Origin of the sequence: Streptomyces galbus, from assembly GCF_005280195.1 — a bacterium.
Lineage (GTDB): Bacteria > Actinomycetota > Actinomycetes > Streptomycetales > Streptomycetaceae > Streptomyces > Streptomyces galbus.
On record NZ_SZPR01000019.1, the window covers coordinates 254,742 to 268,510 of the forward strand.

The 13,769-nt window shown below is 73.1% G+C and carries 9 protein-coding genes; 4 read left to right on the plus strand and 5 right to left on the minus strand.

All coding sequences use genetic code 11. The annotated features are described in order from the left end of the window. Positions 1 to 5: 5 nt before the first annotated feature. A complete protein-coding gene (locus E4U92_RS24465; protein WP_137302603.1) occupies positions 6 to 1,511 on the minus strand; it encodes a CehA/McbA family metallohydrolase in 1,506 nt (501 codons plus the stop codon). Positions 1,512 to 1,707: 196 nt separating this feature from the next. Here E4U92_RS24465 and E4U92_RS24470 point away from each other — a divergent pair, with 196 nt between their 5' ends. From E4U92_RS24470 to E4U92_RS24480, 3 genes are all read left to right on the plus strand, one after another. Beyond that, the gene (locus tag E4U92_RS24470; protein WP_137302604.1) at positions 1,708 to 2,553 is read left to right on the plus strand and encodes an LLM class F420-dependent oxidoreductase; all 846 of its coding nucleotides are present in this window, start codon (positions 1,708 to 1,710) and stop codon (positions 2,551 to 2,553) included. 206 nt (positions 2,554 to 2,759) lie between these two features. Further along, a complete protein-coding gene (locus E4U92_RS24475; protein WP_137302605.1) occupies positions 2,760 to 5,345 on the plus strand; it encodes a bifunctional FO biosynthesis protein CofGH in 2,586 nt (861 codons plus the stop codon). A gap of 49 nt (positions 5,346 to 5,394) precedes the next feature. Then, entirely contained in the window at positions 5,395 to 5,970 is a 576-nt protein-coding gene (locus E4U92_RS24480) for a hypothetical protein (RefSeq protein WP_174864004.1), read from the plus strand. Here E4U92_RS24480 and E4U92_RS24485 read toward each other — a convergent pair. After that, a complete protein-coding gene (locus E4U92_RS24485) occupies positions 5,954 to 6,481 on the minus strand; it encodes a DUF2165 domain-containing protein (RefSeq protein ID WP_137302607.1) in 528 nt (175 codons plus the stop codon). The two genes, E4U92_RS24480 and E4U92_RS24485, sit on opposite strands and share 17 nt — an antisense overlap. A gap of 139 nt (positions 6,482 to 6,620) precedes the next feature. On the opposite strand from E4U92_RS24485, the gene E4U92_RS24490 reads away from it, so the two are divergent. Continuing rightward, positions 6,621 to 7,742 carry an ADP-ribosylglycohydrolase family protein gene (locus E4U92_RS24490; protein WP_137302608.1) on the plus strand — a complete coding sequence of 374 codons (1,122 nt, stop codon included), beginning with the start codon at positions 6,621 to 6,623 and terminating at the stop codon, positions 7,740 to 7,742. Between the two features lie 19 nt (positions 7,743 to 7,761). On the opposite strand, the gene E4U92_RS24495 is transcribed toward E4U92_RS24490, so the two are convergent. From E4U92_RS24495 to E4U92_RS24505, 3 genes are all read right to left on the minus strand, one after another. Next, the gene (locus tag E4U92_RS24495; RefSeq protein WP_137302609.1) at positions 7,762 to 9,321 is read right to left on the minus strand and encodes a sodium:solute symporter family protein; all 1,560 of its coding nucleotides are present in this window, start codon (positions 9,319 to 9,321) and stop codon (positions 7,762 to 7,764) included. A gap of 171 nt (positions 9,322 to 9,492) precedes the next feature. Then, entirely contained in the window at positions 9,493 to 11,376 is a 1,884-nt protein-coding gene (locus tag E4U92_RS24500) for an MFS transporter (RefSeq protein WP_137302610.1), read from the minus strand. Positions 11,377 to 11,604: 228 nt separating this feature from the next. Then, positions 11,605 to 13,769, minus strand: a 2,165-nt coding sequence (locus E4U92_RS24505) for a D-alanyl-D-alanine carboxypeptidase family protein (protein ID WP_479681751.1), incomplete at its 5' end; no start/stop codon positions are given.

Genomic DNA, 13,769 nt, shown 5'->3' on the forward strand with positions numbered 1-13,769 from the left:
GCTCGTCAAGCATGCCCCAGGAAAACGGGGTTGGTGAACGCGGCGAGGGCGCCCGGCGCGCCGGAGGCCGTCGTCCCGTGGCGGACCTCGGCGCGGACGTAGGCCGCGTACGCCGGCGTCGTCCGCCACTCGACGGTGCCCGTCCCCGAGGCGGGCAGGGGACCGCCGGTGAACAGCACGCCCTGGTCGGTGACCAGCCGCACGGTGCAGCCCGGGGCGCCGGACACCTCCAGGCGGACGGTCACCGGGGTGTCCCGGCCGACCGCGAGGCGCTCGCCGATCCCGGCGTGCTCACCGCGTCCGCCGCTCACCCCGAAGACCAGCGAGACGTCCTTGGACTCGGCGACGTAGGACCGCCCGGCGCGCAGGCCCGCGAGGACCGCCCCACGGGTCAGGTCGTCGGCGAGGACCACGGTCTGGGGCAGGCCGACCACGTCCGGGTCGCGGTGGGCGTCGCTGCTGCCCATCGCCGGCAGCCAGCCGCGCCCGGTCCGCACCGACGCGACCAGCGTGGCGTCCCAGGCGGCCAGGGCCACCTCGTCGTCGGCCGTCCAGGGGCCGTTCCACACCTCCACCGCGTCGGCCTCGCCGAACCCGAACTTCCAGGCGCAGCCGATGCAGGTGGCGTGCGGGTGCGCCGGGACGACCAGGCCGCCGGCCCGCCGGATCCGCCGCGCGAACCGGCCGAAGCGGTCGTCGCGGGCCCGGTAGCGCCAGTCGACGAAGGTGCCCGGGTCCGTGCCGAGGGCGACCACGTGGCCGTTGCGGGTGGTGACCTCCTCGCCGAGCAGCACGAGCAGGTCGTCACCGGCGACGTCCGCCCAGTGGGCGTGCCCGGACGTCGTGTTGTGCTCGGAGGTGTTGACGAAGTCCAGCCCCGCGGCCCGCGCCAGCGCCCCGATCCCGGCCGGAGTGCGGCGCCCGTCGCTGTGCCAGGAGTGCAGGTAGCAGTCGCCCCGGTACCAGGCCCGCCCCCGCCCCCGGGCCCGCTCCGGCGGGTACACCGGGCGCACGGCGGCGCCGGGTTCGCCGTAGGAGAGCGTGACGGTCAGCTCGTACGCCAGCCCCTGCGGGGCCACCGTGTACGGGCCGAGGGCGACGTGCCAGGTGCCGGGCCGCACCGGTCCCGGGAGGTAGCCGGGGGTGGCGTCGTCGGCGCGGACGAAGAACTCGCCACGCGCCCCGCCCGACCAGCCGCGAAAGCCCCGGCCGCCCAGGCCGGTGCCGCGCTCGTCGAAGAGGCCGATGTCGAGGGCGTTGCCCGCGGTGCCGGCCGGGACGGCGGGCCGGTCGTAGGTGTACGACACCCGCAGCTCCCGCACGCCCCGGGGCACCTCCACGGGCACGTACACGAAGTCGGGGGAGCCGGTGGGGAGCGTGCCCCGCACGGTCCTCGTCTCCCGGTCCGCGCCGTCGGCGGCGGCGAAGCCCACCCCCGCCACCGTGACCGCGGCGGCGGCCCCCGCCACGAACAGCCCACGCCTGCCGATGTCCCGAGCGTCCTCGCACATGCCCGGCAGTGTGGCGGACGGACGTGAACTGCGGTGGGCCGCAAGGGAATCGACGCAGGGCGGAAGGCTCTGCCCCAGCCCACGCCGACGACGCCACCGACGGATGCCGACCGGTCGGTATGGACAGGCGTCCGCCTCACCGGTACAGATGAACCCGACAGGCAGGCCACCGAGGGCCCACGAAAGGCAGAGCCGTATGCGCATCGCCGTCACGATCTTCCTCACCGACGAGACGATCACCCCCGTCCGCCTCGCCCGTGAGCTGGAGCAGCGCGGGTTCGCCGGGCTGTACCTGCCCGAGCACACCCACATCCCCGTCGAACGCACCACGCCCTACCCGGCGGGCGGCGACCTGCCCCGCGAGTACGGCCGCACCCTCGACCCGTTCGTCGCCCTCGGCCAGGCCGCCGCCGTCACCGAGCGGCTCGGCCTCGGCACCGGCATCACCCTGGTCGCCCAGCACGACCCGATCGACCTCGCCAAGCAGATCGCCACCCTGGACCACCTCTCCGGCGGCCGGTTCACCCTCGGCCTCGGCTTCGGCTGGAACGTCGAGGAGGCCGACGACCACGGCGTGCGGTGGCGGACGCGCCGCGAGCTGGTCCGGGACCGGATGGCCCTCATGCGTGCCCTGTGGTCGCAAGAACCGACGGCCCACCAGGGTGAGTTCGGCGCGGTACGGGCCTCCTTCGCCCACCCCAAGCCCGTACAGGAGCCCCGCGGCCCGGTGACCGGGCCGCGCACCCTGGTCGGCGGCGCGGCGGGCCCCAAGCTGTTCGCGCACATCGCCGAGTACGCCGACGGCTGGCTCCCGATCGGCGGCCGCGGCCTGACCGAGTCGGTCCCGCGCCTGCGCGAGACCTGGACGGAGGCGGGCCGCGACCCGTCCGCCCTGCAGATCGTCCCCTACGCGGTCACCCCCACCCCCGGCAAACTGACCCACTACGCGGACCTGGGCATCGAGGAGGTCGTCGTCCAGCTCCCGCCGGAGGGAGAGAGGGAGGTCCTGCACAAGCTGGACGAGTACACCGAGTACGTCTGAGCGGACCTGCACGCAGCCGACCAAGGGGCGCGGGGAACTGCGCAAGAAACGACGACGACCGGCACCGGACAACGCACACCAGCCCACCCCTCAAGGGGCGCGGGGAACTGCGCGAAAGCCACCACGCACCCGCACCCCACCACGCACCCCCACCCCGCCCACCCCGTTCCCGGCTGACCCCGCGGAGCCCTCCGTATGCTCGAAGGATGACGAATCCCGCGACCCCCGGAACCGGCCCCACCGAGAACTCCCTGCGTCGCGCTCTCAAACGTGCCCGGGACGGCGTCGCCCTCGACGTCTCCGAGGCCGCCGTCCTGCTCCAGGCCCGCGGTGAGCACCTGGAGGACCTGGCCGCGTCCGCCGCCCGCGTGCGCGACGCCGGCCTGGACGCGGCCGGCCGGCCCGGCGTCATCACCTACTCCAAGAGCGTGTTCGTGCCGCTCACCCGGCTGTGCCGGGACAAGTGCCACTACTGCACGTTCGTCACCGTCCCCGGCAAGCTGCGCCGCGCCGGGCACGGCATGTTCCTGTCCCCGGACGAGGTGCTGGACATCGCCCGCAAGGGCGCCGCCCTCGGCTGCAAGGAAGCCCTCATCACCCTCGGCGACAAGCCCGAGGACCGCTGGCCGGAGGCGCGCGAGTGGCTCGACGCGCACGGCTACGACGACACGATCGCCTACGTACGCGCCGTCTCCGTCCGCATCCTGGAGGAGACGGGCCTGCTGCCCCACCTCAACCCGGGCGTGCTGAGCTGGACGGACTTCCAGCGGCTCAAGCCGGTCGCGCCGTCGATGGGCATGATGCTGGAGACCACCGCCACCCGCCTGTGGTCCGAGCCCGGCGGCCCCCACTACGGCTCCCCGGACAAGGAACCCGCCGTACGGCTGCGGGTGCTGGAGGACGCGGGCCGCTCCTCGGTGCCCTTCACCTCGGGCCTGCTCATCGGCATCGGCGAGACCTACGAGGAGCGGGCGGAGTCGCTGTTCGCGCTGCGCAAGGTCGCCCGCGCGCACCACGGCATCCAGGAGCTGATCATCCAGAACTTCCGCGCCAAGCCGGACACGGCGATGCGCGGGATGCCGGACGCCGAACTGGACGAGCTGGTCGCCACGGTCGCGGTGGCCCGGCACATCATGGGCCCGAGCGCCTGCCTGCAGGCCCCGCCGAACCTGGTCGACGGCGAGTACGGGCGGCTGATCGGCGCGGGCATCGACGACTGGGGCGGGGTGTCCCCGCTGACCATCGACCACGTCAACCCCGAGCGCCCCTGGCCGCAGATCGAGGAACTCACCGAGCGCTCCCGCGCGGCCGGCTTCGAGCTGCGCGAACGGCTCTGCGTGTACCCGGAGTTCGTACGCCGCGGCGAGCCCTGGCTGGACCCGCGGCTGCTGCCGCACGTGCGGGCGCTCGCCGACCCGGAGACCGGGCTCGCCCGGGAGGACGCGGTCGTGGAGGGCCGCCCGTGGCAGGAGCCGGAGGAGGTCTTCACCCCCACCGGCCGCACCGACCTGCACACGTCCATCGACACCGAGGGCCGCACCTCCGACCGGCGTGAGGACTTCGACGAGGTGTACGGCGACTGGGAGGCGCTGCGCGAGGCGGCCGCGCCCGGGATGGTCCCCGAGCGCATCGACACCGACGTGCGCCAGGCCCTGGCGACGGCGGCCGACGACCCGACGAAGCTCACCGACGCCGAGGCGCTGGCGCTGCTGCACGCCGACGGCCCGGCCCTGGACGCCCTCGCCCGCGTCGCCGACGACGTCCGCCGGTCCGCGGTCGGGGACGAGGTGACGTACATCGTCACCCGGAACATCAACTTCACCAACGTCTGCTACACCGGCTGCCGTTTCTGCGCCTTCGCGCAGCGCCGCACCGACGCCGACGCCTACACGCTGTCGCTGGAGCAGGTCGCCGACCGCGCCCAGCAGGCGTGGGAGGTGGGCGCGGTGGAGGTGTGCATGCAGGGCGGCATCCACCCCGACCTGCCCGGCACGGCGTACTTCGACATCGCCAGGGCGGTCAAGGAGCGCGTCCCCGGGATGCACGTGCACGCCTTCTCGCCGATGGAGGTGGTCAACGGCGCGACCCGCACCGGCCTGTCGATCCGCGAGTGGCTGACCGCCGCCAAGGAGGCCGGCCTGGACACCATCCCGGGCACGGCGGCGGAGATCCTCGACGACGAGGTCCGCTGGGTCCTCACCAAGGGCAAGCTGCCGGCGGCCACCTGGATCGAGGTGGTGGAGACGGCGCACGAGCTGGGCATCCGCTCGTCGTCGACGATGATGTACGGCCACGTCGACCAGCCCCGCCACTGGCTCGGCCACCTGCGCACCCTCGCCTCCCTCCAGCAGCGCACGGGCGGTTTCACGGAGTTCGTGACACTGCCGTTCATCCACACCAACGCCCCGGTCTACCTGGCCGGCATCGCCCGCCCCGGCCCGTCGATGCGCGACAACCGGGCGGTCACGGCGATGGCCCGGCTGCTGCTGCACCCCTGGATCCCCAACATCCAGACGAGCTGGGTGAAGCTGGGCACCGAGGGCGCGGCGGAGATGCTGCGCTCGGGCGCGAACGACCTGGGCGGCACCCTCATGGAGGAGACGATCTCCCGCATGGCGGGCTCCTCCTACGGCTCCTACAAGTCGGTCAAGGACCTGATCGCGGTCGCCGAGGCGGCCGGCCGCCCGGCCCGGCCCCGCACGACGGTCTACGGGGAGGTGCCCGAGGAGCGCGTACGGGCGGCCGAGGCGTCCGACGGGCACCTGCCGGACCTGTTGCCGGTCCTGGACTGAGTACGATGATCCGACCCCCGGCATCGGGGGCTGGAGACTGAGGAGATGGGTGCCCGTGCCTGCCCGACGGCTTCCCTCGTGGGCCTGGGTGACCGGCCTGACGACCGGCGCGATCGTCGCGGTCGTGGCCCTGGCGGTACAGGCCGACGGGGGCACGCACCCGTCGGCCGCGGCGGGCGCCCGCCCGCACGCCTCGGCGTCGGCCACCCCGAAGCCGAAGCCCACCCCGACCGCGATCACCGCGGCTGAGGTCCCGGACGGCTCGGGCACGGGCCGCCGCATCGTCTACTCGCTGGACCAGGACCGGGTCTGGCTGGTGGACGCCGACGACCAGGCCCGGCGCACCTTCACGGTGTGGCCGGGCACGGTCGACCCCAAGCCCGGCAGCTACACGATCTCCCTGCGCAAGGACGCCACCACCGGCTCCGACGGCGTGGACATCGAGCACATCGTCTACTTCACGGTGGCCTCGGGCGTGAACATCGCCTTCTCCAACGCGGTCGACGGCTCCTCCCCGCCGCCCGCCTCCGGCACCCCCACGGGCGGCATCCGCCTGCACAAGGCGGACGGCACCGCCCTGTGGGCCTTCGGCGCGACGGGGACGAACGTCAGGGTCGTGCCGTAGCCGGCTCCTCGCGCGTCGTGAGCTGCACGACGAGGAGCACCACACCGCTCAGCGTGAACACCCGGGTCGCCGCGTCCAGGCCGTTCCAGTCCTTGGACTGCCACATGGCGAACCACTCGCCGCCGACGGCTATGAACCCGGCCCCGAACAGCAGCATCACCATCAGCAGGCCGTACGTGGAGAGGGTGCGGGCGCGCGGGGTGTCGCGGCGGATCCACAGCCAGGTGCCGGCCAGCAGCACCAGCGCGGCGGCCGTCTCCCAGGCGATGATCAGCATGTAGGCGGTGTCCTGGAGCGCCTTGCCGGTGATCGCCCGCCACATCAGGTCGTCGTCCTTGAACGTGGTGTCCATGGCCAGGACGTGCCGGACGAACTGCTGGTTGGTGCCGAAGTCGGTGATGTTCCCGAAGGCGACCAGCGCCATGTAGAGGGCGACCGTGGCCGTGAGCGCGGTGGCGGTGACGGTCAGGGGGCGTGCGCCGCGCGCGGCGGGTGCGCTGGATCTGATCATGAAGAGGTCATTCCCAGCCCGTACGGCCGTCTCCCGTACGGATTGAGCCAGATCCATGTCGGGTGCACCTCAACTCCGCGTTCGCGGTCGATTACAGTGGCGAACCGTCGTACGTGCGAACGGGGCCCGGGAGGACGTGGTGAGTGCGACAGCGGGTCCCGTCTGGGGCCGCAGCGAGCAGCAGGACTTCCGCAGCCGGGTGCGCGGCACGCTGCTGGGCGCGGCCGTCGGCGACGCGCTCGGCGCACCCGTCGACGCCCTGTCGGCCGAGGAGATCCGGACCGCGCACGGCCCCGAGGGCGTCACCGACCTGCTCCCCTCCCACGGGCGGCGCGGCGCGATCACCCACCTCACCCAGCTCACCCTGTTCACCGTCGACGGCCTGATCCGCGCCCAGGTCCGCCGCGACACCGGCGCCTGGCACCCGCCGACCGACCTGCACCGCGCCTACCTGCGCTGGGCCGCCACCCAGCGCGACTGGGGCCCCGACGAGCGCCGCGCCGAGGACGGCTGGCTGGCCCGCGAGGAGTGGCTGTACGCCCGCCGCGAGCCCACCCGGGCCCTGCTCCTCGGCCTCGGCGACACCACCATGGGCACTCTCGACGCCCCCAAGAACCCCGCCGACGCCGGCCCCGAGGTCGTCCCGCGCTCCGCTCCCTTCGGGCTGCTCGTCGGCTGGGAGCCCCAGCTCGTCGCCCAGCTCGCCGTCGAGTGCGCCGCGCAGACCCACGGCCACCCGGCGGCCTGCCTCACGGCGGGCGCGTACGCCCTGGTCGTCCACGCCCTGGCGCGCGGCGACAGTCTCGACGGGGCCGTGCAGCGCGCCCTCGCCCTGATGGCGGCCCGGCCCGGCCACGAGCCGGTGACCGACGCCCTCCAGCGCGGCCTCGGCACCGTCCGCCAGGGCCTGCCCACCCCGGTCCGGGTCGAGGAACTGGCCGGCGCCGACCGCCGCGCCCCCGGCGCGCTCGCCGCCGCCGTGTACTGCGCCCTGGTCGCCGAGGACGTACGGCACGGGCTGCGCCTCGCGGTCGGCCACGGCGCCGCCTCCGCCGCCGTCGGCGCGCTCACCGGCGGACTGCTCGGCGCCCTGCACGGCGAGACGGCCCTCCCGCCGGCCTGGCTGGCCGAGCTGGAGGGCCGTCCGACGATCCTGGAGCTGGCCGACGACTTCGCGATGGAGATGACCCAGGGCCCGGCCCTGCACGGCCCCGCCGGCGCGTCCCCGGGCTGGCTGGCCCGCTACCCGAGGGCGGTGTAGCGGGCCGGGTGCCGCGCCGTCAGTCCTTCACCGGGGCCGGGACGGCCTCCCGGGGCTCCGGGACCGCCGCGGACGCCCCCTCGCCGCCGCCGTTGATGCGCTCGATGACCGCCAGCCGCTCCGGGGTGTCCTCCGGCTTGAGGTAGCCGACCAGGACGTACAGCACCAGGGAGACCGCGAGCGGCACGGAGACCTGGTACTGCAGCGGGACCCCGCCGTCGACGTTCCAGTTGATCGGGTAGTTGACCAGCCAGAAGACCAGCAGGCCCAGCGACCAGCTGGTCAGCGCCGCGGTCGGCCCCGAGCGGCGGAACGGGCGCAGCAGGCCCAGCATCATCGGGATCGCGATCGGGCCCATCAGGCCGGCCACCCACTTGATGACGACGGTGATGATGTCCTTGAACGTGGGCGAGTTGACCTGCGTCGCCACCGCCATCGACAGGCCAAGGAAGACCACCGTGGTGACGCGGGCCGCGATCAGCCCCTTGCGCTCGCCCCAGGCCCGCGCCTGCTTCGACAGCACCGGCGCCACGTCCCGGGTGAAGACGGCCGCGATCGCGTTGGCGTCGGAGGAGCACATGGCCATCGTGTGGGAGAAGAACCCGACGATCACCAGGCCCAGCAGGCCGTGCGGCAGGAGCTGTTCGGTCATCAGGCCGTAGGAGTCGGAGCCGTCCGGCTTCTGCGCGTCGACCAGCAGCGGCGACATCCACATCGGGAAGAACAGCACCACCGGCCAGACCAGCCACAGTGCCGCCGACAGCCGCGCGGAGCGCTCGGCCTCGTGCGCGCTGCCCGTGGCCATGTACCGCTGGGCCTGGTTGAGCATGCCGCCGTTGTACTCGAACAGCTTGATGAACAGGAACGCCAGCAGGAACACCGTCCCGTACGGCCCCACCAGCGGCTTGTCGTGGCCGTGCAGCGCCGGCTGGTCCCACGCCTCCAGGAAGCCGATGCCCTTGTCGTCCAGCTTCAGCACCACGGCGACGAACATCGCGACGCCGGCCAGGAGCTGGATGACGAACTGGCCCAGCTCGGTCAGCGCGTCCGCCCACAGGCCGCCGATCGTGCAGTAGACGGCCGTGATGCAGCCGGTGATGAGGATGCCCTGGTTGAGGGACACCCCGGTGAACACCGACAACAGGGTGGCGATCGCGGCCCACTTGGCGCCCACGTCCACGATCTTCAGCAGCATGCCGGACCAGGCCAGCGCCTGCTGGGTCCTCAGGTCGTAGCGGTTCTTCAGGTACTCCAGCGGGGAGGCCACGTGGAGCCGGGAGCGCAGCCGGTTGATGCGCGGCGCGAACAGCTTGGAGCCGATGGCGATGCCGAGCGCGATGGGGAAGGACCACGTGACGAACGAGGTGACCCCGTAGGTGTAGGCGATGCCGGCGTAGCCGGTGAACATCACCGCGCTGTAGCCCGACATGTGGTGCGAGATGCCGGACAGCCACCACGGCATCTTGCCGCCCGCGGTGAAGAAGTCGCTGACGTTGTCGACGCGCTTGTGCGACCACACGCCGATGGCGACCATCACGCCGAAATAGCCGATGAGCACGGCCCAGTCGAGACCGTTCATGTGCGCCCTCCCAGGGTTCAGCCCGGCGCTCATCGTGGGTGCGGCCGCGTGAACACGACAAGTAAGCGGAAGGTCAAGGGAAGGCAAAAATGTTCGGCACGCTGTCCTCGGTTCATCAGTGTGAACAAGTCAGGCACAGGTGAGGAACCCTGGGGGGAGGCGGGGGAGGACCTACCGCGAGGCGTCGTCCTTCAGTTCGTCCGGGCACGGAGTGCCGCGCGGGAGCTGGTACGGCGCCGCCAGCCGGTACGTCCCGGCCTTCGGCGCGAGCAGCACCGTCCACTTGTCGCCCTGGGCGTCCTCGTCCGTCTCGTACAGACACCCGTTCAGGTTGGCGAACGCCTTCGGCTCGCCCTCCTCGCGGTGCTTGGACGCCTCGGTCTCCTCCGGCGCCTTCAGGCTCTTGCCCTGCGCGTCGACGATGCTCAGCCACGGCGAGTAGGGGATGCGGATGAGCACCCGCCCCGCCCGCTGCACGTCGATCGTCCACTCGCCCTGCTCGGCCCGCTGCACCACCGCGTGCGGCTCCGCGAGCGGCGCCGGGTCGGTCACCCGGAAGAGCTGCCAGTTGGCGTCGCCCCAGATCTGCGTCAGGTAGGGCAGCCCCCGCTGCACCAGCTCGCGCTCCCGCTCGCCGCCGTCCCCGTCCGGCTCGTCCTTCGGCACCACCACGAAGTGCACGGCCCACCGCTGGAGCCACTCGTGGTAGTTGGCGGAGTTCAGGGTGTCGTCGTAGAAGAGCGGGTTGCGCTCCATGTCGGCCTGCCGGTTCCAGCCGCGCGCCAGGTTCACGTACGGCGCCAGCGCGGACGCCTCGCGGTGCGAGCGGGCCGGCACGACCTCCACCCGGCCCTTCTCCGCGCCGACCCCCTGGAGCTGGTTGACCAGCGGGGCCAGCTCCCGCGCCCAGGACGCGGCCGGCGTCGTGCGCACCACGTCGTCGACCGACTTGAAGCCGATCCAGGTGACGAACCCGGCGATCGCCACCACGATCACGTACCACTTGCGGCTGCGCGGCACCGCGAACGGCAGCGCGCACACCAGCACCACCCCCGCGAACAGCATCGCCAGCCGGGTGATGTTCGACCCGATCTGCGAGCTGACGATCCACACCCCGAGCACCGCGAGCCCGTACACGGCCGCCGTGATCCGCACGGTCTTCCAGTCGCGCGGGACCACCAGGAACACGATCGCCGCGTAGGCGAACGGCAGCGACGCCGACCCGAACGACATCGGCTGGGTGCCGGAGAACGGGAACAGCCACGCGGACACCGCGACCACCGCGGCCGGCGCCAGCCCCAGCGCCCACGCGCCGGGCCGCCGCTTCTGCAGGAACAACGCCACCGCGATCAGGCCCACGAACAGGCCCGCGACCGGCGACGCCATGGTGGCGAGCGCGGCGAGCGGCGCCGCGCACAGCGCCTTCGCCCACCGCTTGTAGCGCCAGCGGTGCGGCCAGCAGAAGACGACGGCCACCGCGCCCAGCGCGAACACCGTGCCGAGCCCGAACGTCACCCGGCCCGACGCGGCGTTGCACAGGAAGGCGAACACCCCGGCCACGGCCGGCCACACCGGGTTCCTGACCGGCCGGCAGCGCAGCAGGATCAGCGTCAGCAGGGCCGCCGACAGCGTCCCCGCGATCATCATCGTGGTCCGCACCCCGAGGACGGACATCAGGTACGGCGAGACCACGCTGTACGACACCGGGTGCATGCCGCCGTACCAGGCGAGGTTGTACGCGGAGTCGGGGTGGCGGCCGACGAACTCGGCCCACGCGTCCTGCGCGGCGAGGTCGCCGCCACTGTTCGCGAACGTGAAGAACCAGACGAGGTGCAGCACCCCGGACAGCGCGGTGACCGACAGCACCGGGTGGCGCCGGACCAGCCCGGCCGCTGCGTCCAGCCGGCCCCGGAAACCGGACCGGCCGGGCGGCGCGGCCGTGGCGGGCCGCCCGGGCTCAGGCGGTGCGGGAGCGTCCGCGGGCACCCGTATTCGCGGGCCGGTGCCCGGGCCCGGACCGGTGTCGTCGGCGCGTGTCGGCTCCGCAGTGGCCACCTGAAGGCACTCCCCGTCCCGTCTTCTCTTCTGTCGACCTGTGCGTTCGGCGGCGTCCCGCACGCCGGCCTGTCCCGTTTCGTGACGCTAGCACGCACCCCGCCGGGCAGCCCCCCGGTGGGGGCGCCCCGACGGGGTGCGGGAGGACCGGCCCGGCGGCCGCCCGATACGGGCCGCGTCTGCTGGTCGGCCGATACGGCGGACAGCGCTCCGGGTCAGCGGTCCGGGTCAGCCGATCCGGGTCAGCTTGTCCGTGAAGCCGGGCTCGGTGAGGTCCTTCTGCAGGGCCACCGGCACCTTCACGGCGCCGCTGTCGCCGTCGCCGACGGTCAGCGTGCCGACCTGGGTGCCCGCCTTCGCGGAGTGCGGCAGGTCGTCGGCCGGGGCGAACGACAGCTTCACGGTGAGGCCCGCCCAGCCGACCGCCGGGACGTCCTCGGTCACCACGACCGGCGTGTGGTGCCCCATGCTGTCGTCGACGTACCCGACGACGTCGCCCTTCTTGAGGATCTTCGACGCGGTCATCGACTCCTGGGCGGCCAGCATCGCGGTCTTGCTGACCGCGTTCACCGTGTCGATGATCGGCGCCTTGTGCTGGCCGAGGACGGCGCCCACCAGGGTCACCGTCTCCCCGCCGACCTCCTCGGTCGCGGCGAACAGCAGGTTGCCGCCGGCCTTGGTGGTGCTGCCCGTCTTCAGGCCGATCGCGTGGTTGTACGGCACCAGGGTGTTGTAGTTGCGCCACTTCTGCCCCGACGGGTCGGTCCACTCGGGCAGCCGGGTGATGTCCGTCAGCGCCTTGATCTTGACCAGCTCGTTGCCGAGCTTCACCTGGTCCTCGGCGGTGGAGACGGTGGTCTCCTTCAGGCCCGAGGCGTCGGTGTACGTGGTGTCGGTCATGCCGAGCGCCTTGGCGGTGTCGTTCATCTTCTTGATGAACGCGGCCTCGGAACCGGCGTCCCAGCGGGCCAGCAGCCGGGCGATGTTGTTGGCCGACGGAATCATGATCGCCGACAGTGCCTGCTTCTCGGTGAGCTTGTCGCCCGCCTTGACGGTGTTCAGCGTGGACTCGCCGTCGGCGTCGTAGCCGCCCTCCTTCTCGGCGGTCGCGTCGACCGTGATGGCCGGCCCCTCCTCGCCCGCCTTCAGGGGGTGGTCCTTGAGCACGATGTACGCCGTCATGGACTTGGCGACGGACCCGATCGGCACGGGCGTCTGCTTCCCGAAGGAGTCCACGGTGCCGACGTCGTCGACGTCCATCCAGCCCTGGCCCTCGCCCGGCCAGGGAAGCTGCACCTTGCCGCCCTCGAAGGTGTAGGAGTCCTTCGCCGTCAGGGTCAGCTCGGGCTTCGGCAGCGGCCGCACGGCCTGCACGATCGCAAAGACGATCACCAGCAGGATGACCAGCGGCGTCCAGATCTTGATCCGCCGGGCCAGCGTGCGCAGGGGCGTGGGCGGGGGCGGCGGGGTGTTCGTCAGCTCGGCCAGCAGGTCCAGCGGCGGCTTCGGCGGCACGGGCTGCTGCTGCGTCCGCTCGGGACCGACCTGCGGCACGACCGCCGTCGCCTCGGCGGGCTTCACGGCGGGCGGCGCGGTGGTCGCCTCGGCGCGGGCGGCCGGTGAGGCGGAGGCGGGGGTCTTGGGGGCCGTGGGGGTCTTGGTGGTGGCCGCCGGGGCCGCCGGGGGCGTGACCTTGCGCAGCACGGTCGTCGACTCGGCCGGCTTGGGCTTGCGCACGTCGGGGTCGTCGAGCGACTTCAGCGCGACGAACTTGCTGGTGCGCTCGGCGTCGGACTCGGGGGCAGGGCGCTGCGGGGACTCGGAGGCCGTCCCCTCGGGCCCGGCGTCCTCGGGAGCGGCGTCCTTCGGGGCGGCGTCCTCGGGCTCGGCGTCCTTCGGGGTGGCGTCCTCGGGCTCGGCTGCGGTGGGTTCGGCGTCCTCGGGGGCAGCCGCGGCGGTCTTGCCCTCGGTGGTCCCGCCGGGGCCGGGTGCGGTCTTGCCTTCGGTCGTCTTGCCGGTGCCGGTGCCGGGCTCGGCGGCGGGGGTGGGCTCCGCGTCGGCGGGCTCGCCCTCCGGGGTCGTGGCGGCGTCGGCCTTGTCCGTGGAGGCGGCCGCGCCCTTGGGGGCCCGGGAGGCGTCGCCCAGCTTCAGCATGGTGGTCGGCTGGTCGACGGCGGGCCCGGAACGCGGGGTCTTGAAGATGGCGGTGGGCTGGTCGACCGGGGCGTCGGCGGCGGTGCCCTTGTCGGTCTCGTCGGTCTCGTCGCCCTTGCCGCCCTTACCGGCCTCGTCGGCCTTGTCGTCGACGACCTTGCCGGCGGCGCCCTCGTGGGTGTCGCCTGCCTTGCCCGTCTTATCCGCCTTTTTCGCTGCGTCGCTCGTCGCGTCGCTCG